Below are 22,324 nucleotides of genomic sequence, written 5' to 3'. Positions count from 1 at the left end.
GAGTCTATTATGTTTGAAATAGATAAATTAGAATTTGTTGGTCGTGAAGAACATCTAAATAGAATTATTTCCCTCGTTCAAAAAACTAACACACTGCATGTTGTTTTAGTAGAAGGTCGAGGTGGAATTGGCAAAACTTGGTTGCTTAATGAATTACAAAACCGCCTCAATCAAATTCAAATCGGGACAAGTGAAATTATTGATTGCGATACCCCTATTTTTAATGATGCAGAAGATTTATGCACTCAAATTGCCAAGCAATTGTATGATAATACATATCAAGAATGGCTACTCAGGTTACGACAACTAAGAGAAGATGAAAACCACCTCAGTGAAATCGCATACCAAGAAGAACGCAGACAAATTGAAAAGTTTTTAGTAGATGAAATTAATCGAAAATCCAGACAACAGAGACTAGTATTTCTAATTGATACGGTTGAGAAGTTAGGACAACCAGAAATAAGAGCGGAAGTTTGGGAATATATCGCTAATTTATGCCAGCAACTAGATAACACCGTATTTATTTTAGCAGGTCGCCCTAGCGTTGCTCGTCCAATTCTAAAAAAGTCATTTAAGGAAGAAGAATTAACTTATTTTGAGTTAAATGAATTTACTCATGAGGATGTGCAGACATACATTATTTCTAAAGAGGAGCAACTTCACTTCAATCTTGGGAAAGACTTAGTTGAAAAAATCATAGTTCTTTCTGGTGGCAGCCCCATCATGATTGAATTTGGAGTAGAGTATGCTTATCGAGAAGTTATTCCAGATTGGTTAGAGAGTGAAGATATAGAAACTATTCCAACCAGGTTGGAAAAAACAGGCGGATTTGAAGCTGAAATGGTTCGTCATATTACACAGCTTCGGACATCAATGGACAGGCTAACCCTGTTACTTTCACGTATCTACCCATTAGATAGTTATGATATTGCTAATTTATTAGAACTATCGATGGAAGATGCTGAAAAATTATTTATTGATGCCCAAAGCTACTTTTTTATCAAACCAGTAATGAGTGGTAATCAAATATCATTACATGATATTGTGCGAGACTTGGTTGATAAATATGTGTGGACAGATATTGACCCAGATTTTGAATGGAGAAAACGAGATAGTCGGATTGCTGCTAAATATTTTGAGCAAAAAGATTATCAGCTAGGGCCACAAAAAAGGATATTGGAGGTTCAACTTTCCTCTGATGATTCTCATAAAGTAGCCAATATTGAGTTTCTAATTGAAGAACTAAAACAATTACGAGAATTCAATACTACGCGATGGCTATGGAATGCTTTATATGCCGATCTGATAATAGGCTTTGAGACTTGGTATAAAGTTACTAATACAATTCGTACTCAAGCCAAGAAAATTAGCTTTGTCAAGCAATTATTAACACTTCTTAAACAGTTTGAAAAAGACCTAAACCCCGATCAAAAACTTAGACTGATTATTTTTGAATCAAGGATTGTTCACGCCCTTAAAGACAAGAGTACAACAGAATATGAGGTGAAAAAACTGGAGGGTATACTATCTGAACAATCTTCTAATTCTTCTCATAAGGCAGATATTTATAATGTCTTAGGAATACTGAATACCAAGTTACATCTTTATGACGAAGCTTTGAAATATCAGCAAGAGTGTTTATCCCTAGTTCAAGGAAACAGGCTATCATCTGCTATACCTCGCGTAGCTAACCAAGTTGGTTATCTTTATCGACAACTCAACAAGTTTAACGAAGCTGAAAAATATTACAAACTAGGTTGGGATGCTGCGATGGAAGTTGACATACCTGATAAAGGCTTAACTCAAGTTATGGCTAGCATTCAGAATAACTTAGGATTTTTGTACGGACAACAAAAAGATTACGTAAAGGCTGAACAGTGTTTTAAGGCAGCCATTGATATGTGGTCTAGTGTTGAAAGTGAGCGCGAAATAGCCGATGCCGAAATTGCCTCTGCTGCTATTTTGGTAGATAATGGTAATTATATTAAAGCTAAACAGCTACTTGAACGAGCGTTAAGCCGTTGCGACAATGAAGAAAACGATAATCGAATATTGTGTAGGGCATACTTTCAATTAGGCTTAAATCAGTGGTTTAGTGCTGAGGTAGTAAATGAAGCCGTTTGGGATGTGACACAAGTACAGTGGGATCTCAATGTGCTAAGTCTTGCTCAAGATGCTTTAGAAAAAAGCCTGAAACTAGCAGATAAATACGGACTTGAAGAGGAATTACCTAAAATTTTGCACCAAACGGCCAGTGTCTATTGGCATCTTGGGTTTCAAAAGTGCGATCGCTCTCTGCAAGAACAAGCTCTCAAACTCAACGAGCGCTCTTACCAGACTAGTCTAGAGTATAATGACACGCGATATGCCATCGATAGCCTAGTAGGGAAAGCAGAGTTTGATTATTATGCAAAAGCATACAAGCATATTTCAGATTATGCACGAGAACTTAGCGATCGCTTCCAGTCATATCAAAATACCTATCAACTGTACTTTGGTCGAATATTACGGATAGAAGGTGATGTAGCATTTCAACAAGCAAACTACGATTCTGCCTTTGCAAAATATGCTCAAGGCATACCCAAAATCTTCCAGGATGGAGGTTTTGGGCCGTATTCGATTAAACATGAGTTAAATCTGCTGCAAAAGAAAATCGAACGGTTGCCTATAGAACTTTCTAAAACTCTAATCCAGCAACTCAAACATCAGTGGCAAAACAATAAAGCTCTTAAAGAATGGTGCGATCAACAAATGTTCCTGACTAGAATCCGTGCAACAAAACAGCCATCTTCTCATGCTTAATAAAAAAATTGATCGACCTAAAATTTTAGTTTCTCTCAATTCTACCTGCGTACCAACTGGGCAATGTGATTGTGATGGAGGAGACTGTGCCTGTGACTTATCCCCTTTAGCAGAATTAAGCTCAGATATATCATTATCTCTGGGAATATTGGAGACAGAGTTTGTGATATCTCCCAATTCACAAATAATTAATCTAGATGATACTTACTCTATCTGCTATGGAATCGATCATAAAGTAGTAGTTTTAAATCAATCCGCATTATATTTACTATATCTATTTACCAATCCTCATAAATTAGATGATATCACAACAGAGAATTCTCACATTAATCAAATAGACTTACAGACAGCTATTCAGGAACTATATCAAGCCCGTTTAATTGTTCCTAAAAATAATAGCTCATTTAACCTAAATGAAATACCAGAAACTTTATCAGCATGGTTACATATCACCGATCGCTGTAACTTAAGATGTGACTACTGCTACCTTCCTCATTTAGCGAGAGATATGTCAATAGATATAGGTAGAGCAGCTATTGAATCTACATTTCGCTCTGCTAGCTTAAATAATTATCGCCGCGTCAAACTAAAGTATGCTGGAGGAGAAGCATTATTATGCTCTCCTTTAATTAAGGATTTGCATTTGTATGCTCAATCCCTTAGTAAAGAAAGAGACATTATATTAGATGGAGTTGTTCTCAGCAATGGAACATTGATTACACCTGAGATTATTGAGATGCTTCAAATATTGAATCTGCGTCTAATGATTTCACTAGATGGATTATCAGATTTCCACAATATCCAACGAACTTATGCAGGTGGAAAGGGTTCATTTCAAGATGTTGAACGGGGCATTAAAATTGCTTTGCAAAATGGGCTTATACCCGATATTTCCATCACTGTTAGCGGGCGGAATGCAGAAGGATTACCCAATCTGATTGAATGGATATTAGAGCATAATTTGCCCTTTAGTTTAAATTTTTATCGGGAAAATGAACTGTCAGCTTCTTACGAAGACTTGCAACTAGAAGAATCTCGGCTGATTAAGGGAATGTTGGCAGCCTTCAAAATTATAGAATTGAAATTACCTAATCGCAGCTTATTAGGTTCATTAGTCGATCGTGCTAATTTATCATCTGCTCATAAACGAACTTGTGGAGTTGGACAAAGCTATCTCGTATTTGATTACCAAGGAAAAATTGCCAAATGCCAGATGCAGCTACATAAAACTGTATCCTCAGTTGACACTCAAGATCCTTTAAGTGTGGTGCGACAAGATAAACCAGGTATTCAGAATTTGTACGTTGAAGAAAAAGAAGGTTGTCGGACATGTGAGTGGAAATATTGGTGTACAGGTGGTTGTCCTTTAGCAACGTTTAAGGCTACAGGTCGTTACGATATTCAATCTCCAAATTGCAATATTTATAAAGCTCTTTATCCTGAAGCTCTCCGACTAGAAGGCTTACGCATTCTCAAATATAGTTAATACCAATTCTGTATAAAGATGCGTTAAAGGAGATGCAACTGGCGCGACACAGAGAGAAGAAAAAAATGCTTAACTAAACCCGTATTGGATTATAGGACAATACGGTTCAGATAAGCCCAACACCCTGATGTAGAGACGCGTTTATCGCTTCTTCAAAGACCGATTATTTACACCAATAACCCTTAACCCAACCGTATTGGATTATAGGGTGCTAATGATATTCTTTTTCTGGTACTCTAAAAGCTGCATATTTCCATTCATTACCTTCTAAATATTCAATTTTAAATTCTCCTTTAGTCACTAGACTAATATCTTTTAGTTGCACTGTTGCATTTTCTCCTAAGAGAACACATTCCGAGTTGCTAGTGGAAGGTTGGTTTGGCGTTGTATTTATTTGATTAATAATTTTATGCTGTAATTCTTGATACTGTTGCTCAGTGATTAGTTTAGAATCGTATAGCTTTTTTATATCTCTTAGTTGGGTTTCTATATCTGAACCACCTTGATTTGACACATTATCTACTTTACAAGAATCTGGCTTAAAAGCAATTTTTCTGACAGGATGATCCCACCATTTAGAAACCTGAGTTAACCAATTAGTTGTTCTTGTTGTATGTACTACTTTTACTTGATTATCACTGATTTCTAAACGAACCCAATCAGTCGATCTTTTTTGAATCAAACCAGCAAATCCCCAAGACAAAACACTTCCTACTGAAACACCAGAATCTGCTAGACGAAGTTTAATAACTCTAGGTTCTACAGCCTGTGCTATTTTAATTTGAGCCGGAGCTATAAAGCTAATATTCTTAGCAAGAAAAGTAGAATTTTTTTCTATCGCAGTTGCAGGTTTTACTGCTGTATAACTTGCAAGCAATACTGCTACTATCAAAATGCTAACTTTCTTGCTCATGATTATTTTGTATTATTTGTTCTACTGAGATGCGTATAAGTTAATAGACTATAGTAATTAATTTAATCTTGTCAAGAAAATACTATTTAAAGCTAGTAGTCTGTCAAGTTTAAATTGATGGGTAAGAAAGTCCGTAGTAAGGACTGAAGTCCTTATTTTATAAGCACTAAAGTGCTTACTACAAACCCTCAAAACTAGCTTGACAGACTACTAGCCCTTTTAAGGTGGATAACAATTTTAGACCCTTAATTTCTTGCCTCTGTGTTATCTGCACCTATGTAGTTAAAATAATTACTTTTTAACCGCAGATACACAGAGAAAAGAGAGATTTTACTAAGTCATCTTGAAGTTATAAGAATGTATTTAGTTAGGTTATATCCAACAAAAGAAATCAAAATACTGTTTTGAAGCAATTATACTAATTTTGTTTCAAACTAAAAATATAGTAAACACCAATTTTGAAATCAAGACGATCGCACATGAGTTTAATTGATGGTATATTCCTGACGCTGTTAAATACTATTGCTTGCCTCGCGCTGCCTAAGTTGCTAGTAATTCTGTCTGCGAAAAGCCAAAACACTTCATCATCAACATCTGCTGCAATAAAAGAATACTGAAAATGTTTAAATTGATGCTTTTCCTCCTTGAAGCATTTACGCAGGTGCTATATGCCTTCTGCTAGAAATAGCTTCAATGGCATCAATTCCATAGTCCCCTGCATGAATATAGGAATAAAAAAAAGGAGCCTGACTCAGGCTCCTTAATCAAAAACCGGTAATAGAATTGTGACTACTTGATAGTCACCTTACCGCCAGCTTCTTCGATGCGCTTCTTAGCATCTTCAGCAGCATCCTTAGCAATACCTTCTTTAACTGCCTTGGGTGCAGCTTCTACCAAGTCTTTCGCTTCTTTCAGACCCAAACCGGTCAATTCCCGGACAATCTTCAGCACGGCAATCTTCTTATCAGCTGGGACTGAATCAAGAATCACTTCAAACTCAGTTTGCTCCACAGCTTCTTCAGCAGGAGCAGCAGCAGCGCCAGGGCCTGCGAATGCTACGCCAACGGGTGCAGCAGCACTTACACCAAAAGCTTCTTCAATTTGCTTGACTAACTCAGAAGCTTCCAGTAAAGAAAGGGTTTTTAGTTGTTCTAAAATTTGATCGGTTGCAGCAGACATTGATATAACTCCTGTAATTTTGATTATTTATTTGTCATGAGTCATTGGTCTTTAACTATAGACTTTTGACCGGCAGTTGCTCCACTTGGGGAGACCCCAAGACCACACTGCCTCCTCTTGACTGATGAACCAGTCTATTCAGCAGCAGGTTCATTACTGCTATCAGCAACAGTTGCGGTTTCGGCGCTGCTATCTTGGACAGCAGCAGTTTCGGTGCTACCACCACTTTGCTCTTGGTCGGCCACAGCTTGCAAAGCACGAGCCAGTGAACCAGGAACTTCGTTGATACCCACAGCAATCTTCGTAGCCAAGGCGTTGATAGCTCCAGCAATTTGAGCAATGAGTTGTTCCTTAGATGGCAAGTCTCCCAGTACCTTGACATCAGGTTCTTTGAGTAGGCGACCTTCCAGTACACCACCACGAAGTTCTGTCTTCTTGGTGACTTTTTGGAATTCTTGATATGCCTTAATTGCCGATGAGAAATCTTCCTTTACCAGCAAAAAGGCGGAAGCACCATTGAGTAATTCTGACAGGGGTTGCCATTTTGCATCATCTTTAATGGCAATGCCCATCAGAGTATTCTTCGTCACCTTACAAACAGTGCCACTAGGACGTAGCCGCCGCCGTAAATCTGTGATTTCCGAAACTGTTAGTCCCTGATAGTCAATTACCAGTGCCAGAGTTGAATTACTCAAAGTTTCTTTGAGGTCAGCTACTATCTCTTTTTTATTTTCTAGTGTTCTACCCATTCCAATCTCACCTCCTTAAAACAATCGGGGAAGTACCCTACTTGTACGTTTCTTCTCAACCTGAACCCAAACAACAAACCCCGACTAATTTAGCCGGGGTTGAGTATTAAGACTCGTGATGCCATAGTTATCACGCCTTTCGGGGTGGTAATTTTGACAATTAGAGTTTTAACCTCGGCAGGATATTTAAGCTATTAGCTACCTGCTGTCTCCGGCTTTGCCTATTTAATTTCTCAAGGGGGAGTGGGGAGTGGGGAATAGTGAGTGGGGGAATTATTTTATTTCCTACTCCCTATTCTCTATTCCCTATTCCCTTTTACGCTGCTTCGCTCAGTTTCAAATCTCGTAGGGCGGTGACATCAATTTTAATTGATGGCCCCATTGTGGCTGACACATAAAATGTGCGCCAATAACGACCTTTAGCTCCTGAAGGACGGTTACGGTCAATCGTCTCCTGCAATGCCTTCAGGTTAACTAATAAATCTTCAGGCGAGAATGTTGCCTTACCAAACATAACATGAACAATACCAGTTCTGTCGGCTCGGAATTCTAGTTTACCAGCTTTGAATTCTGCGATCGCACCTGCTAAATCAAATGTTACGGTTCCACCCTTGGGCGATGGCATCAAACCACGGGGCCCAAGCAACTTACCCAGCTTTGCCACTTGTGGCATGACATCGGGCGTAGCAATCAGCTTGTCAAAATCCATTCTACCTTTCTGGATTTCGTCAATCAGTTCTTCTGAACCGACTATATCAGCACCGGCGTTGCTGGCTTCATTTACCTTTTCGCCTCTGGCTATCACCGCCACCCGAACGATTTGTCCAGTACCTTTAGGCAGTGCTACCGTTGTCCGCAACTGTTGGTCTGTATATTTGGGGTCAATTCCCAGCCGGATATGAGCTTCGGCAGCTTCAACAAATTTAGCTGTTGCTGTGTCTTTGAGAAGGGCTAAAGCCTCTAAAGGATGATAGTCCTTATCTTCTACTTTTGCTTGTAGCGTCTGCAAACGACGCGATATTTTTGCCATTTTGTTCTCCTGGGGTAATTCCGAAGCTTCGCCTCTCCCCCGATAATTTTTAGTTATGAGTCTTTGTCCTTTGTCATTTTTTTTACTAATGACTAATGACTAATCTTTGACTGTTATACCCATATTCTTAGCAGTTCCTGCCACAATCTTCATTGCCGCGTCGATGTCGTTGGCATTGAGGTCGGGGAGTTTCGTTTGGGCTATTTCTTGCAATTGTGCTTTAGTTATTGACCCAACCTTCTTTTTGTTGGGTTCATTGGAGCCTTTTTCAACCTTCGCCGCCTTCCGAATCAGCACTGATGCTGGTGGCGTTTTGAGTACAAAGGTAAAACTCCGGTCTTCAAAAACCGAAATCTCTACAGGTATCACCATTCCAGCTTGGTCTGCTGTTTTGGCGTTGTACTCTTTGCAGAACATCATGATGTTAACACCATGTTGACCCAAGGCGGGCCCAACTGGTGGTGCTGGGTTGGCTTTTCCAGCATTCAGGGCCAGTTTAATGACCGCCACTACTTTCTTCGCCATTTGTATTTAACTCTGTTTCTCTACCTGATTAAATTCCAATTCTACTGGTGTATCCCTGCCGAAAATTGAGAGCAAGGCTTTTAGTTTACTCCGTTCTGGAGAGACTTCAATCACCTCGCCTTCAAAGTCTTTAAATGGCCCAGAAAGCACCATGATCTTATCACCAGTCGCCATGTCAATTTTGACAACAGCTTCTTGTTCGCTGGTTTGTTTGAATATACGTTCAACTTCTGAAGCACTCAGTGGTATGGGGTGGACATGACCGCGACCCTTGCTGCTACCACGTTTTTGCTCTGAACCGACAAAGTTAATTACATGAGAGGTGTTTCGTACCACCTGCCAGGTATCATCATCCATCATCATCCGCACCAGCACATAGCCAGGAAAAACTTTTTCTTCTGTATGCTGGCGACTGCCATCTTTGCGGATTTTCACCGCCGGCGTTTGCGGAATTTCTACCTGGATAATTTTGTCAGCTACATCAAAAGTTTGAATGCGTTGCTCCAAGTTAGTCTTTACACGCTTTTCACAGCCTGAAGCTACTTGCACAGCATACCAGCGTGCTTCTTTTGACGCTGATTCTGCTGTTTCTCCTGTTTCCTCCGACTGCAACGTGGAGTTGCGAGGTTCGTCTGTTGCAAAAGTCATCAGAACACCTGTTTTGCTGCCCAACCAAACAATCCATCGACCAAGTATATCAAAGATGCGGAGAGTGCCACCATTAACAACACAGCGGCGGATTCGCTCACTATCTGTTTCCGACTGGGCCAAACTACTTTGTCAAGTTCTTCTTTGGTTCCCTGGATGAAGTTGCCTAAGCTAAACCCATTTGTAGTTTCTGGCAATTCTGCTTCACTTTTTTTAGCCACGACCGTTTATCCCCCGGTTTCTTAGTCAATTTTGGATTTTGGATTTTAGATTTATTCCATTTCAGTCCAAAGTAATCAATTTAAGATTTTGGATTGAGAAGAAATCTAAAATTCGGTTATCCAGTTTTGCAGTTTCGACTCTATTTTACTTAGGTGAACTACCCCACCCTAAGACGGACGGGGCTTCCCAATTCATCGGGAATAGCCTCCAGAACTGCGTAGTTTTATTGGTCTTACATTCCCTCCAAGGGCAGGAGTCCTGGTTCCCAAGACCCAAATTTTTTCTTGTAACACTTACCTATACAGCTTGGTTTTCGCTTACGGCATTGGTGGCCAAGACCTAATAATTTTATCTGAAAATTTTGGCGCTGTCTTGCAAAGTTGCTCCTCTACAGCGCTCCGCGCATCCTTCGGCGGGGGAGACCCCAAGACCGCACTTTGCGCTTCGTCATACATCCAGTGTTGTTTTTTTGCGTCAGCAAAAAAACAACACTGGATGCAATCCTCACCCCCCGCTCACAATCCTCACCTTATGAGTACATTGAAAGTGGGACTTCCGCGACAAGTTAACTGAAAGCAAAACAACTGCAAATACAATAAATTTACCCGAAACCATTAACGCTAGCTGCTAAATTAGAAACTGCGTAATTATTTCGGGCTTTGTTTTTTGCTCTTGAGCGCGCCCTGGAGGACTTGAACCCCCGACATCAGGTTTTGGAGACCTGCGTTCTACCAACTGAACTAAGAGCGCACAAGCTGTTTTTGATTCAGTCATTGCGCTGAACTAAATTTTAGTTTTTAGTTGAACGCAACACGCGATTTCTATCATACTTCAATTTTTTAGAGAAAACAAGTCAGCGGCAGATGCCGCTTGAGATTTCTCCCATCATGAAAGAAGTCAGAATCACAAAGGGCGGTCAAACCGTTGTTTAATCCGGGTTGCCTTACCTACGCGATCGCGGAGATAATATAGTTTAGCACGGCGTACCTTACCACGACGTAACACCTTAATGCTGTCAATGCGCGGAGAATGCAACAGAAATACCCGCTCAACGCCTACACCTTGAAAAACCTTACGGACTGTAATAGTTTCGTTGATGCCACCATTGCGTTTGGCAATTACTACTCCTTCGTAGGGTTGTACCCGGTATTTTTCGCCTTCTTTAATTTTCACTCCTACTTTTACGGTGTCGCCCACATAAATGTCGGGCAAACCTGATTTTAGCTGTTCCGCTTCAATGGAGCGGATAATCTCTTGAGCGCTCATAGTCTTTCTGTCTGCTTAAAAAAAACCCACGATCATCAATCATAAATCGATAATCCTATTTCAGTCTACTTCTACTTATTAGAGATTGATAATTTTACTGAGACAAGACTCGATAAATCGAAGCTATATTGCAAAATGCTGTACCAGAAGTGGAAATTTATGAAATTTAGCGTCGTCATCAGTACTTATAATCGCTTGAACTTGCTGCAAAGAGCAATTGAGTCGGCTCGGAACCAAACCATTGAGTGTGAGGTGGTAGTTGCCGATGATTGTTCTTCTGATGATACCCAAACCTATCTCAAAAGCTTAGGGGATAAGGTTGTTTACCATCGGAATGAAGTGAACCTTGGCCATGCAGCAACGGTAAATGCTGGAGTTGCCAAAGCTAGCGGCGATTGGATTAAGTTTTTAGATGATGATGACTATTTAGCTCCCAACTGTATAGAAGAGATGGCTAAAGCGATCGCACTTCGTCCCAATGCTGTAATCTGCTCTTGTGTGGCGGCTCAGGTGGATGGTAATGAAGTTGAACTCTCTCGCACCCCACAAGTTGGCCCCGGTTTAGCTTTTTATATCCCCCAAGCCGATATTCATTACGGTATGCTGTTAGAGCTTGTACCCTTTGGCACACCTGTACAAGTAGCTTGCCGTCGTGATGCTTTTCTACAAACTGGTGGTTGGGACTCCACACTCGATGCTAACTGTGATGACATCGATTCGTGGATTCGCATTGCCCAGTTTGGTGATGCTATTTTCTTTAATCAGTGTCTTGCTTACCGCACTATCTGGCCTGGTGCGTATAATCAAAAGTTCTCTTTGTCTCGGCGGTTGGCGACAAATATTTTGATGAAGGAGAAAATTTACGCCTTGGTAAATGAGCAACATCGCTCAAAGATTCCCGTGTTTCAGGATATCAAAAATTATCTAAAACTCCATTGGATTTTAGTAGCACTGAAACAAAAAAATCTCAAGAGCTTTTTTTCAATGATAGATGCGTCTATACTTTCTCCTCAGTCTTGGAAGTTTTTGCTAACTGCTGCCTCCTCACGCCGCTCTCAGGGAAACAATTCTCAGGTTCGCAAGCTTGTGTTGATTGAGTCCTAATTTTTTAAGCGTTAGTGATGGTTTTCAGGATTACAAACTGAGCTTTTATCGATACACAAAACCCAAAATATTATAGCAGATAAAAATAAAATCCTTGCCTGGGTAAGATATAAGTCTTAGTAGGCAAGGTTTTGTTTTGATTTGATTTGAGCCAGGTGATTATCAATAAGCCACGTAGAACGACGGGGTTTTAGACCCAATTTTCTGATAAATAAAACCAGACTTTATTAAAGGCTGCAACAAATATCACAATTTGGGAAAATAATAAAGTAAGTCGAATATTATCCGACTGACCCAAATTATTCTAGGAAAACATGACTCATTCTTTCCTTGAACGGTTGCGTAGTCCAGATAGCCCAGTCCTCGTTTTCGACGGGGCAATGGGAACCAACCTACAAACCCAAAACTTGACTGCTGAAGACTTCGGCGGCCCACAGTATGAAGGTTGTAATGAATATTTAGTCCACACCAAACCCGAAGCTGTGGCTAAGGTTCACCGTGACTTTCTCGCTGCTGGTGCTGATGTCATTGAAACCGATACCTTTGGTAGTACGTCCCTGGTGCTGGCAGAATATGACTTGGCAGACCAAGCCTACTACCTCAGCAAGACAGCCGCAGAATTAGCGAAGCGTGTGGCTGCGGAATTTTCCACGCCAGAAAAACCCCGGTTTGTGGCAGGTTCCATCGGCCCCACAACTAAACTTCCTACCTTGGGACATATTGACTTTGACACCATGAAAGCTACTTTTGCCGAACAAGCAGAAGCGCTGTGGGATGGTGGTGTCGATTTATTTTTGGTGGAAACTTGCCAAGATGTGCTGCAAATTAAGGCGGCGTTGAATGCCATTGAAGAAGTGTTTGCCAAAAAAGGCGATCGCAGACCGTTGATGGTGTCTGTGACAATGGAAAGCATGGGCACAATGTTGGTTGGTTCAGAAATCAGTGCTGTGCTGACAATTTTGGCACCTTACCCAATTGACATTCTCGGTTTAAACTGTGCCACTGGCCCAGACTTGATGAAACCACATATCAAGTATCTGGCAGAACATTCGCCTTTCATCGTTTCCTGTATTCCCAACGCAGGTTTACCTGAGAACGTCGGCGGTCAAGCACATTACCGTTTGACCCCGTTGGAATTACGGATGTCATTAATGCATTTTGTTGAAGATTTGGGTGTCCAAGTGATCGGGGGTTGCTGTGGGACGCGTCCAGAACACATTCAACAATTGGCAGAACTTGCTAAAGACCTGAAGCCAAAAGTTAGACACCCTAGCTTGGAACCAGCAGCCGCATCAATTTATACCACTCAACCTTACGATCAAGATAATTCCTTCTTGATTGTGGGCGAGCGTCTCAACGCCAGTGGTTCCAAGAAGTGCCGCGATTTGCTAAATGCCGAAGATTGGGATGGACTCGTTTCAATGGCGAGGGCGCAAGTCAAAGAAGGCGCACACATCCTCGATGTCAACGTTGATTATGTAGGACGCGACGGTGTACGGGATATGCACGAATTAGTTTCGCGCATTGTTAATAATGTGACACTGCCGTTAATGCTTGACTCCACCGAATGGGAAAAGATGGAGGCAGGTTTAAAGGTTGCCGGTGGTAAGTGTTTGCTGAACTCCACCAACTACGAAGATGGGGAACCGCGCTTTTTAAAGGTGCTGGAGTTGGCGAAAAAATACGGTGCTGGTGTAATCATTGGTACTATCGATGAAGATGGGATGGCGCGGACAGCAGATAAAAAGTTTGCGATCGCACAACGCGCCTACCGTCAAGCTGTAGAATATGGCATACCACCCACAGAAATATTCTTTGATACCCTCGCGTTACCAATTTCCACCGGGATTGAAGAAGACCGAGAAAACGGTAAGGCGACAATTGAATCCATCCGGCGCATTCGTCAAGGATTGCCTGGATGTCACGTGATTTTGGGTGTTTCCAATATTTCCTTTGGGTTAAATCCAGCCTCGCGGATGGTGCTGAACTCAGTGTTTTTGCACGAGGCGACAACGGCGGGAATGGATGCAGCCATTGTCAGCGCTAACAAGATTTTACCGCTCTCGAAGATTGACGAACGCCATCAAGAAATTTGTCGGCAGTTGATTTATGATGAGCGGAAGTTTGAGGGTAATGTTTGTGTATACGATCCCTTGGGAGAGCTTACCACAGCATTTGCTGGGGTAACAACAAAACGCGATCGCTCCTTAGATGAAAGTCTCCCCATTCCCGAACGTCTCAAGCGTCACATCATCGACGGCGAACGCATTGGCTTAGAAGAACATCTCAAAAAAGCCTTAGAAGAACATCCCCCCTTAGAAATTATCAACACCTTCCTGCTAGATGGCATGAAAGTTGTCGGGGAATTATTCGGTTCTGGACAAATGCAGTTACCCTTTGTTTTGCAATCTGCCGAAACTATGAAGGCGGCAGTTGCGTTTTTAGAACCCTTCATGGAAAAATCAGAATCAGGAAACAACGCCAAGGGAACCTTTATCATTGCCACAGTTAAAGGCGATGTCCACGACATTGGTAAAAACTTGGTAGATATCATCTTGTCCAACAACGGCTACAAGGTGATTAACCTGGGAATTAAACAGCCGGTAGAAAACATCATCAACGCTTACGAACAGCACAAAGCTGATTGTATTGCGATGAGTGGTTTGCTGGTAAAATCCACTGCCTTCATGAAAGAGAATTTGGAGGTATTCAACGAAAAGGGAATTAGTGTCCCCGTAATTTTAGGAGGTGCGGCGCTGACTCCAAAATTTGTGTATGAAGATTGCCAAAACACCTACAAGGGTAAAGTCGTTTATGGCAAAGATGCCTTTTCTGACTTGCACTTCATGGATAAATTAATGCCAGCTAAAGCTGCTGGTAACTGGGAAGATTTGCAGGGATTTTTGAACGAAGTTGAAACGGCTGAAGTTTCGACGAATGGTAACAAAGAATCAGTAACTACAAATGCTGAGGAAAAAATATCTGCTGAACCAAAAGTATTAGATACGAGACGTTCTGATGCGGTAGCGATAGATATTGAACGCCCGACACCACCTTTCTGGGGAACACAGTTGTTGCAGCCTAGTGATATTCCCATTGAGGAAATATTCTGGCACTTAGATTTACAAGCTTTAATTGCAGGACAGTGGCAATTCCGTAAGCCAAAGGAACAATCTAAGGAAGAATATCAGGCTTTCTTAGCAGAGAAAGTGTACCCAGTTTTAGAAACTTGGAAACAGCGAATTATTGAAGAGAATTTGTTGCATCCCCAGGTGATTTATGGGTATTTTCCTTGTCAGTCTGAAGGGAATTCTCTTCATGTATATGATTCAGAGAATCAATCACAGCAGGTTACAACTTTCGAGTTTCCCAGACAAAAATCCTTAAGGCGGCTGTGCATAGCAGATTTCTTTGCACCAAAGGAATCGGGAATTATAGATGTCTTCCCGATGCAAGCAGTGACTGTCGGAGAGATTGCAACTGAGTTTGCTCAAAAGCTATTTGCTGCCAATCAATACACCGATTACCTGTATTTTCACGGAATGGCGGTGCAGGTTGCAGAGGCGATAGCCGAGTGGACACACGCCAGAATTCGTCGAGAGTTAGGTTTTACTGCTGAAGAACCCGACAATATCCGGGATATATTAGCACAACGCTATCGTGGCTCACGGTATAGTTTTGGGTATCCCGCTTGCCCGAATATCCAAGACCAATACAAGCAACTGGATTTATTGCAGACTGACAGGATTAAATTGTATATGGATGAAAGCGAACAACTTTATCCAGAACAATCTACCACTGCAATTATTACTTACCACCCAGTAGCAAAATACTTTAGTGCCTAGAAACCTCCAATTCCCCTTTTCCCAACTTGGGAGAAGGTGATGAGGACAAGCCCTTTCAAGGTCACTGCTAAAATCTCTTTTTCTCTCTGTGCCCTCCGCGCCTCTGCGGTTAAAAAATCTTTCATTTAACCGCAGAGGCACAGAGAACACAGAGTTAAGGGGTTAAAAAAAATCTTACTTCTTTACTCAGGACTGTTTTTTACTGTCTCCAACAACTACTTACTCATCTTCTAAGTTCAGCAATTGTTCATCAAGAATTTGTATCCGTCCACGCACAATTTCTTCTGAGAGAATTCGCTTTCGCATAGCTTCATTAAGCGCTCCTTTTTCTGCTAGTAATAAACGGCGGCGAATGGCATCCAATTTACCACTGTTGCCACTTTTGCCATCCAACTCATCCGGGCGACGATTATATAGTTCCCGCAGTGTCTTTTCTGCACTGGCAATTCTTACCTGATAACCTGAACGCATCTCTTCATAAACTGCTTTTGGTAACACTCCTGATTTCAACAGGCTATCTAATTCATCTTGTGCTGCCTTACCTGTCATTAACTGAGCTTGTAATTCTTCAACCTGTTGTTGAGCTTCGGAAAATTTAGATAATTTTAAGCGTTTTACTACCCAAGGCAAACTTAAACCCTGTCCCACTAACGACACCAATACACTACCGAAGACTATAGCAATGAGGACTTCTCGCCCTGGTAATGTGGCTGGTAAGCTCAATGCCAAAGCCATTGAGAGCGAACCTTTGATGTTACCTAAAAAGAGTAAATGTTGCCAGCGCAGTGGAATTGGGCGGTCAATCCAACGAACCAATGCTAGCAGTGGATAAACTGTCAGAAATCGCCCGATTTGATAAGCTAAAACTGCAAGTAAAATTGCAGGTAAAGTTTTCCAGAGTGTTACCAAGTTTATTTCTACACCAATTAGCAGAAAAATAAAGGTGTTGACAGTAAAACTGGCATATTCCCAGAAACTCAACAGGGTGATGCGACTAGAAGCAGAAGTATTGCGAGAAAGCCCTAAATTCCCGAAAATTAATCCTGCGACAACTACGGCTACAGCACCCGATACACCGAGAGATTGCCCAACCTGAAAAGTTCCCAATGCAACTGCAACTGTCAGTAATAAACTACTAAGAGCATCATCTAAACGGGCGAATACAGGTATACTCAAGTAGCCCAAGACTAACCCCACAAGGCAGCCTCCAACAAAGATAAATAGTAGTTGTTGAATTCCCTCTAGAAATGTGAGTGAACCTGTTGAATATAATTGCAAAATCAGGTTGAAGGAAACTAGGGCAGCTGCATCATTGAATAGGGTTTCTCCTTCAACGATGGTAGAAAGCCGAGAGGGTACGGGTATCTCCTTAAAGACGGCAATCATGGAAACAGTATCAGTGTTTGCCAAAATCACTCCGACAAATAAGGCAGGTATCCAACTCAGTCCCAGCCCAAATTTTACCAGGACGGCAATAATCCCACTGGAAAGCACAGCCCCAGGCCCAGCTAGCAGGGCAATTGGTTTAAATGTGCTGCGGAGGCGGCTGACATCAGTATTAATACCCGCTTCAAAGATGAGAATTGGTAAGAAAAGATTCAAAACAAGGGAAGGATTTAAACCAATAGGACGCGATAATAGCTCAGTGATTGGTAAACCTGCCAATACTAAACCCGTGACATAAGGAATTCGCAATCGCCGGGATAGCAAAGCTACACCTGTAGCAAGAAGCAAGAGAATAATTAAAACTTTGACTAATTCGGTAACATCCACTATTACGGTTTAAAGCTATTTGGACTTTATTGATAGATTCTTACCTGACTGCCGCCAAATTAGCAACTTTAGTGCACGGGTTCAGAAGGTCGAACTTCTCCCACTTGACCAACTTCAAAATTTAAAGTGAATGGGTGGCGAATCAAGGTTACAGAGCAAGGGCTTGATTTCTGAAAATTCGTGGTGTCTAAATCCCCAACTTCGTAAAAGTTATTAGGGATCTAACTTTTCATGAATGATTTAGGATTTCTGTAGACCTCAGTATGTTTACTAGAATACTATTGTTCTGTTAACATCAGACAGCGATCGCGTTAATGTTTTTCAATCTATCGACATCCAAAAATATCGGTGAGCGCGATGCCAAAAATCATCCTGCATCAATGGGAAGTTTCTCCCTTTTGTAACAAGGTTCGCAAGATTCTCAAGCACAAGCATCTTGCCTACTCTGTCGTCAACTACAACGGTTTGCTGGCAGTGGCAGCTTCCCGATTATCACCTGCGGGGAAGCTTCCTGTGATTGAATACGATGGTGAGAAGGTTCAAGACAGTTCCGATATTGCAGAATTTTTGCAAGCTCGACACCCAGAATATCCACTTTACCCAGTAGACAGCAAAGATTTAGCACAAGCCTATTTCTGGGAAGACTGGGCAGATGAATCGTTGTATTGGTTTGAGGTATATTTTCGCTTCCGCTATCCAGATGCTCTTCAACTAGCAACCAGCTTACTGTGTAAAGGGCGATCGAAGTTTGAGCAACTAATCTTTGCTCCCGTCGCTCGCTACACATACGAAAAGCAATTGAATGCTCAAGGAATTGGTCGCATCGATAAGAATCGGGTTGAAAAAAAGTTTTTCAACCATCTAGCTAACCTTGATACTATCCTCAGTCAGCAAGATTGGTTGGCGGGAAACCATGAAAGTATAGCAGATTTTGCTGTTGCTGCACAAATAGATGAGATACTTCGGACTAGTCCGCTCAAAGAGCGTATTTTGTCATATTCTCACGTCAAGGATTGGCTAGAACGAATCTAAGTGCGGATGCAAAAATATTTATGTCATTGCGTAGGCGGAGCCTTCCTGTAGAATACGTAATCAGTTTTACAGGGACATTACGAGTTATCCGTCGTGCTATTCCTAAGTTCCAAGGCTTACAGCAAGAAGAATTCCCCCTTTTTTCGATTGGTTAACCGTAGAGATTGTAGTGATTTGTTAACCAAATTTACCTCGAACACGAAAAACATAACCCCTCTCCGCTACCGGAAAGGGGTTAAATCACTGCTAGAAACTCAGCAATATTTAATAAGCGTCTTGCAACTCGTAGAAATCAGGCGAGATGTAATCTTTCCGCAAAGGCCAACCCACCCAATCTTCCGGCATCAAAATCCGCTTGAGATTTGGGTGTCCTTCGTAGATAATGCCGTACATATCGTAAGACTCGCGCTCTTGCCAATCTGCGGTTTTCCAAATCCAGTACACAGAAGGCACTACGGGGTTTTCCCGTGCTAAGAACACCTTAACTCGGACTTCTTCGGGGCGATCGCTATTATCACCCACTTTAATCAAGTGATACACACTCACCAATTCTTGTCCTGGCCCAAGGTCAACACCGCCTTGAAACTGGAGATAATTAAACCCATAAGCATAAAGGGCTGTAGCGGTAGGAAGCAAGAAATCTGCCCCCACCTTAATTATCTCTACACCATTCTTATCTGGTGCCAAAAACTCATGGTCAAAGCCATTTTCCGTTAACCATTGGGAAATTTTACCCGCTTGTACCAATGACTCTTCTTTGGCTGCTACTGGTTGAGATTCTTCTTCAGCCACGGGTTTGTTCCTCCTTTTGCGCCTTTTCTGTCAGTAGTGCAGGTGGTATTGGCATACCAATCGCTTCTGCCAATTCCTTCGGTGGTGCATAGCGAGTTTCTGACTGCAAATACTTGCCAGTTAATATTTCCTCTACTGGCTTCATGTTATGAGTCGTGCTGTAGTAGCGGTGGGTTTGCTTAATTTTATACCGCTCTTGCATCGATTCATTGGCGATTTTCTTCCGCAGCTTAATGATTGCGTCGATAATTGCTTCTGGACGAGGAGGACAACCAGGCAAATATACATCCACAGGAATCAGTTTATCGACTCCGCGCACTGCTGTGGGGGAATCAACGCTAAACATCCCGCCAGTAATAGTACAAGCTCCCATTGCAATTACATACTTCGGCTCTGGCATTTGTTCATAGAGACGCACCAGTTGGGGAGCCATCTTCATCGTAATAGTCCCTGCCGTAATAATTAAATCGGCTTGGCGGGGGCTAGAACGGGGAATTAGCCCAAATCGGTCAAAGTCAAATCGGGAGCCAATTAAAGCTGCAAACTCAATAAAGCAGCAAGCAGTACCAAACAGCAACGGCCACAAACTAGAAAGCCGCGCCCAGTCGTAGAGGTCATCAACCGTTGTCAAAATGACGTTTTCTGAAAGGTCTTGAGTGATTGTAGTCCGCTCAATGGGGTTGATGATTCGCTCTTTGTCCTGGGTTGTTATGTTAGAATTCAAGACCATTCCAAAGCTCCTTTACGCCATGCGTAAACTAAAGCGACTACAAGAATTGCAATAAATACTAGCGCTTCAATAAATGCCAATAGCCCCAAACGGTGGAAAGCTACCGCCCAAGGATACAAGAAAACTGTCTCCACATCAAAGACGACGAAGACCAGAGCAAACATGTAGTAGCGGATGTTGAACTGAATCCACGCTCCCCCAATGGGTTCCATGCCAGATTCGTAAGTGGTGTGCCGTTCTGGGCTGTAACTACTAGGTCGTAGGAGCTTGGAAGCTGAGAGCGCTAAGGCAGGTACTAGGCTACAGATGATGAAGAAGCCTAGAAGGTACTCGTAACCGCTGAGGACAAACACAATGAGTATCTACCGCTTATGGAGTATTTTAAGTGGGGAGTGGGGAGTAGGGGAGTAGGGGAGCAGGGGGAGCAGGGGAGGCAGGGGAAGCAGGGGAGATAAGGGGGACAAGGTAGCAATATTTCTCCCTTATCTCCCCCGTCTTCCTTGTCTCCCTTGTCTCTTCTCCATGCCCCATGTCCAATGCCCCATACCCAATGCCCAATGCCCAATCCCTTGTATTACGTTACTTTCTTTTACATTATATCTGTTTGGTTTTTCTGAAATCTGGGAAACAGACGCAGTTCAGGTATTTAATTCGCTTTTGATAGTGATAGAAAAGTCTAACAATTATGTCATAATTTTTAACGTATATTTAAGATTTCTCCTTTGCGAGGCCCTAGCCATGAGCGAACCAGTTGTTGAGACTCCGGTGTTAGACCGCTACGAGTGTCGCGCCTGCGGTTATGTTTACGAACCGGAAAAGGGAGACGACAAGCATGATATTCCTTCAGGAATAGTCTTTGCAGAACTGCCCATAAGTTGGCGTTGTCCAGTTTGTAGTGCGAAGAAAACAGCTTTTGCTAACATTGGCCCTGCGGGTACTGCATCCGGCTTCAAAGAAAATCTCGGTTACGGTTTTGGTGTCAACAACCTAACGCCAACCCAAAAGAATATCTTGATTTTTGGTGCTTTGGCTCTTGGTTTCTTGTTTTTTATCAGTCTCTACGGCTTACAGTAACAAGCGTTAAGCAATTCAAAATTCAAAATGAAAAATTCAGGATTGCCTAGCATCCTGACTGACGACTCCTACAAAAATTTAGAAATAACTAAGAAATACTGATGCTTTCATTTGTGAGAAGTTGGCAACGAATAGCTGCCTTGGTAATAGTAGTCGTCATGTGTATAGGTTGTAGCAAAATTCCCTCTGTAAGCTACAACCCTTGGAAAATCATTTCTGTGCCAACAGACTCGAATCTATTGGATATTGCTTTTACTAATAATCCTGAGCATGGCTACTTAGTAGGTAGCAATGCCACCCTATTGGAAACCAATGACGGTGGTAATACCTGGAAACCAATAACCCTGCAACTGGACGATCCAAAGTATCGTTTTGACTCAGTAAGTTTTGCAGGTAAGGAAGGCTGGATTGCCGGAGAGCCTGGACTGTTGCTGCATACTACCGATGAAGGTGCTTCTTGGTCGCGTATTCCTTTGAACGAAAAGCTACCAGGTAGCCCGATCGCAATTAAGGCACTGGCAGACAATACAGCTGAAATGGCTACTGATGTGGGAGCCATATATAAGACGATAGACGGCGGTAAAAATTGGAAAGCCCAGGTGGAATCAGCAGTTGGTGTGGTGCGTAATATAGAACGTTCTGCTGATGGTAAATATGTTGCGGTTTCCGCTAAGGGTAGTTTCTACTCAACTTGGGAACCAGGGCAAAATGCTTGGGTACCCCATAACCGCAATAGTTCTCGACGGGTAGAAAATATGGGTTTTGCTAACAATGGGCAATTGTGGTTACTAGCTAGGGGAGGCCAAATTCAGTTTAGTGACGAAACCAAACCTGATGAGTGGCAAAAGGCACAATATCCAGAGTTATCTACCAGTTGGGGTTTACTGGATTTGGCATATCGTACACCCAATGAAATTTGGATAGGTGGCGGTAGCGGTAATTTGCTACGGAGTGGCGACGGTGGCAAAACCTGGGAAAAAGACCGAGAAGTAGAGGAAGTTGCTGCTAATTTATACAAAATTGTGTTCTTAGAACCAGAACGCGGATTTATAATTGGCGATCGCGGTGTTTTGCTCAAGTATCTCCCAAACCCTGAAAAAAATTCGCCAGAAGCGGCTTAATCGGAGGGGAGATGAGGGGGATGAGGAAGGTAA

Annotated in this window: 19 protein-coding genes, 1 tRNA gene and 1 other annotated feature; of the genes, 7 read left to right on the top strand and 13 right to left on the bottom strand. The window is 42.1% G+C overall.

The window, feature by feature from the left end:
* Positions 1-9: 9 nt before the first annotated feature.
* Positions 10-2,802: a tetratricopeptide repeat protein gene (locus GTQ43_RS28330; protein ID WP_265276002.1), complete on the top strand. Its 2,793-nt coding sequence runs from the start codon at positions 10-12 to the stop codon at positions 2,800-2,802.
* On the top strand, positions 2,795-4,288 hold the full coding sequence (locus tag GTQ43_RS28325) for a radical SAM/SPASM domain-containing protein (RefSeq protein ID WP_265276001.1): 1,494 nt from the start codon (positions 2,795-2,797) through the stop codon (positions 4,286-4,288). Before GTQ43_RS28330 ends, GTQ43_RS28325 begins: the two co-directional genes overlap by 8 nt.
* A gap of 211 nt (positions 4,289-4,499) precedes the next feature.
* On the opposite strand, the gene GTQ43_RS28320 is transcribed toward GTQ43_RS28325, so the two are convergent.
* From GTQ43_RS28320 to rplS, 9 genes are all read right to left on the bottom strand, one after another.
* Entirely contained in the window at positions 4,500-5,201 is a 702-nt protein-coding gene (locus tag GTQ43_RS28320; RefSeq protein ID WP_265276000.1) for a hypothetical protein, read from the bottom strand.
* Between the two features lie 789 nt (positions 5,202-5,990).
* The gene (gene rplL / locus GTQ43_RS28315; protein ID WP_265275998.1) at positions 5,991-6,380 is read right to left on the bottom strand and encodes a 50S ribosomal protein L7/L12; all 390 of its coding nucleotides are present in this window, start codon (positions 6,378-6,380) and stop codon (positions 5,991-5,993) included.
* Positions 6,381-6,514: 134 nt separating this feature from the next.
* The gene (gene rplJ / locus GTQ43_RS28310) at positions 6,515-7,129 is read right to left on the bottom strand and encodes a 50S ribosomal protein L10 (protein ID WP_265275997.1); all 615 of its coding nucleotides are present in this window, start codon (positions 7,127-7,129) and stop codon (positions 6,515-6,517) included.
* A 63-nt stretch (positions 7,130-7,192) separates the two neighbouring features.
* Positions 7,193-7,362 (bottom strand) — a sequence feature (ribosomal protein L10 leader region).
* An 83-nt stretch (positions 7,363-7,445) separates the two neighbouring features.
* Positions 7,446-8,159 carry a 50S ribosomal protein L1 gene (gene rplA / locus GTQ43_RS28305; RefSeq protein WP_265275996.1) on the bottom strand — a complete coding sequence of 238 codons (714 nt, stop codon included), beginning with the start codon at positions 8,157-8,159 and terminating at the stop codon, positions 7,446-7,448.
* A gap of 99 nt (positions 8,160-8,258) precedes the next feature.
* The gene (rplK, locus tag GTQ43_RS28300) at positions 8,259-8,684 is read right to left on the bottom strand and encodes a 50S ribosomal protein L11 (RefSeq protein WP_012412092.1); all 426 of its coding nucleotides are present in this window, start codon (positions 8,682-8,684) and stop codon (positions 8,259-8,261) included.
* Between the two features lie 6 nt (positions 8,685-8,690).
* On the bottom strand, positions 8,691-9,332 hold the full coding sequence (gene nusG, locus GTQ43_RS28295) for a transcription termination/antitermination protein NusG (protein WP_265275995.1): 642 nt from the start codon (positions 9,330-9,332) through the stop codon (positions 8,691-8,693).
* A complete protein-coding gene (secE, locus tag GTQ43_RS28290) occupies positions 9,332-9,553 on the bottom strand; it encodes a preprotein translocase subunit SecE (RefSeq protein ID WP_094331819.1) in 222 nt (73 codons plus the stop codon). The genes nusG and secE overlap by 1 nt, the downstream gene beginning before the upstream one ends.
* 678 nt (positions 9,554-10,231) lie before the next feature.
* Positions 10,232-10,304 (bottom strand) — tRNA-Trp (locus GTQ43_RS28285).
* A gap of 153 nt (positions 10,305-10,457) precedes the next feature.
* Positions 10,458-10,820: a 50S ribosomal protein L19 gene (gene rplS, locus GTQ43_RS28280; protein ID WP_094344808.1), complete on the bottom strand. Its 363-nt coding sequence runs from the start codon at positions 10,818-10,820 to the stop codon at positions 10,458-10,460.
* Positions 10,821-10,979: 159 nt separating this feature from the next.
* Between rplS and GTQ43_RS28275 the strand changes: the two genes are divergently transcribed.
* Together GTQ43_RS28275 and metH are read left to right on the top strand one after the other, a co-directional pair.
* Positions 10,980-11,924, top strand: a complete 945-nt coding sequence (locus GTQ43_RS28275; protein WP_265275994.1) for a glycosyltransferase family 2 protein — start codon at positions 10,980-10,982, stop codon at positions 11,922-11,924.
* A 314-nt stretch (positions 11,925-12,238) separates the two neighbouring features.
* Positions 12,239-15,769 carry a methionine synthase gene (gene metH / locus GTQ43_RS28270; RefSeq protein WP_265275993.1) on the top strand — a complete coding sequence of 1,177 codons (3,531 nt, stop codon included), beginning with the start codon at positions 12,239-12,241 and terminating at the stop codon, positions 15,767-15,769.
* A 219-nt stretch (positions 15,770-15,988) separates the two neighbouring features.
* On the opposite strand, the gene GTQ43_RS28265 is transcribed toward metH, so the two are convergent.
* A complete protein-coding gene (locus tag GTQ43_RS28265; RefSeq protein WP_265275992.1) occupies positions 15,989-17,542 on the bottom strand; it encodes a cation:proton antiporter in 1,554 nt (517 codons plus the stop codon).
* A 357-nt stretch (positions 17,543-17,899) separates the two neighbouring features.
* Here GTQ43_RS28265 and GTQ43_RS28260 point away from each other — a divergent pair, with 357 nt between their 5' ends.
* Positions 17,900-18,574, top strand: a complete 675-nt coding sequence (locus GTQ43_RS28260; protein ID WP_265275991.1) for a glutathione S-transferase family protein — start codon at positions 17,900-17,902, stop codon at positions 18,572-18,574.
* A 264-nt stretch (positions 18,575-18,838) separates the two neighbouring features.
* Here the strand turns inward: GTQ43_RS28260 and GTQ43_RS28255 are convergent, their stop codons facing one another.
* From GTQ43_RS28255 to ndhC, 3 genes are read right to left on the bottom strand one after another with little or no spacing between them, the layout of a single operon-like run.
* Complete coding sequence (locus tag GTQ43_RS28255; RefSeq protein ID WP_265275990.1) at positions 18,839-19,366, bottom strand: NAD(P)H-quinone oxidoreductase subunit J; 528 nt, start codon at positions 19,364-19,366, stop codon at positions 18,839-18,841.
* Positions 19,359-20,096 (bottom strand): photosynthetic/respiratory NAD(P)H-quinone oxidoreductase subunit K, encoded by a 738-nt coding sequence (ndhK, locus tag GTQ43_RS28250; RefSeq protein ID WP_265275989.1) that lies wholly within the window; start codon positions 20,094-20,096, stop codon positions 19,359-19,361. Before ndhK ends, GTQ43_RS28255 begins: the two co-directional genes overlap by 8 nt.
* The gene (ndhC, locus tag GTQ43_RS28245; RefSeq protein WP_265275988.1) at positions 20,087-20,449 is read right to left on the bottom strand and encodes a photosynthetic/respiratory NAD(P)H-quinone oxidoreductase subunit C; all 363 of its coding nucleotides are present in this window, start codon (positions 20,447-20,449) and stop codon (positions 20,087-20,089) included. Before ndhC ends, ndhK begins: the two co-directional genes overlap by 10 nt.
* A gap of 385 nt (positions 20,450-20,834) precedes the next feature.
* Here ndhC and GTQ43_RS28240 point away from each other — a divergent pair, with 385 nt between their 5' ends.
* Complete coding sequence (locus GTQ43_RS28240; protein ID WP_265275987.1) at positions 20,835-21,170, top strand: rubredoxin; 336 nt, start codon at positions 20,835-20,837, stop codon at positions 21,168-21,170.
* Positions 21,171-21,271: 101 nt separating this feature from the next.
* Positions 21,272-22,291 (top strand): photosynthesis system II assembly factor Ycf48, encoded by a 1,020-nt coding sequence (locus GTQ43_RS28235; RefSeq protein WP_265275985.1) that lies wholly within the window; start codon positions 21,272-21,274, stop codon positions 22,289-22,291.
* Positions 22,292-22,324: the final 33 nt, after the last annotated feature.

Origin of the sequence: Nostoc sp. KVJ3, assembly GCF_026127265.1 — a bacterium.
Lineage (GTDB): Bacteria > Cyanobacteriota > Cyanobacteriia > Cyanobacteriales > Nostocaceae > Nostoc.
Note: the sequence above shows the minus strand (reverse complement) of the source record. Positions and strands in the feature narration are given on the sequence as shown.

What these genes read in the sequence shown, in the direction of transcription:
- rplJ (WP_265275997.1), bottom strand. Translation starts at nt 7,129, where the DNA reads ATGGGTAGAACACTAGAAAATAAAAAAGAGATAGTAGCTGACCTCAAA.
- GTQ43_RS28240 (WP_265275987.1), top strand. Translation starts at nt 20,835, where the DNA reads ATGAGCGAACCAGTTGTTGAGACTCCGGTGTTAGACCGCTACGAGTGT.
- rplS (WP_094344808.1), bottom strand. Translation starts at nt 10,820, where the DNA reads ATGAGCGCTCAAGAGATTATCCGCTCCATTGAAGCGGAACAGCTAAAA.
- GTQ43_RS28330 (WP_265276002.1), top strand. Translation starts at nt 10, where the DNA reads ATGTTTGAAATAGATAAATTAGAATTTGTTGGTCGTGAAGAACATCTA.
- ndhK (WP_265275989.1), bottom strand. Translation starts at nt 20,096, where the DNA reads ATGGTCTTGAATTCTAACATAACAACCCAGGACAAAGAGCGAATCATC.
- nusG (WP_265275995.1), bottom strand. Translation starts at nt 9,332, where the DNA reads ATGACTTTTGCAACAGACGAACCTCGCAACTCCACGTTGCAGTCGGAG.
- GTQ43_RS28235 (WP_265275985.1), top strand. Translation starts at nt 21,272, where the DNA reads ATGCTTTCATTTGTGAGAAGTTGGCAACGAATAGCTGCCTTGGTAATA.
- GTQ43_RS28275 (WP_265275994.1), top strand. Translation starts at nt 10,980, where the DNA reads ATGAAATTTAGCGTCGTCATCAGTACTTATAATCGCTTGAACTTGCTG.
- GTQ43_RS28325 (WP_265276001.1), top strand. Translation starts at nt 2,795, where the DNA reads ATGCTTAATAAAAAAATTGATCGACCTAAAATTTTAGTTTCTCTCAAT.
- rplA (WP_265275996.1), bottom strand. Translation starts at nt 8,159, where the DNA reads ATGGCAAAAATATCGCGTCGTTTGCAGACGCTACAAGCAAAAGTAGAA.
- GTQ43_RS28260 (WP_265275991.1), top strand. Translation starts at nt 17,900, where the DNA reads ATGCCAAAAATCATCCTGCATCAATGGGAAGTTTCTCCCTTTTGTAAC.
- GTQ43_RS28320 (WP_265276000.1), bottom strand. Translation starts at nt 5,201, where the DNA reads ATGAGCAAGAAAGTTAGCATTTTGATAGTAGCAGTATTGCTTGCAAGT.
- metH (WP_265275993.1), top strand. Translation starts at nt 12,239, where the DNA reads ATGACTCATTCTTTCCTTGAACGGTTGCGTAGTCCAGATAGCCCAGTC.
- rplK (WP_012412092.1), bottom strand. Translation starts at nt 8,684, where the DNA reads ATGGCGAAGAAAGTAGTGGCGGTCATTAAACTGGCCCTGAATGCTGGA.
- rplL (WP_265275998.1), bottom strand. Translation starts at nt 6,380, where the DNA reads ATGTCTGCTGCAACCGATCAAATTTTAGAACAACTAAAAACCCTTTCT.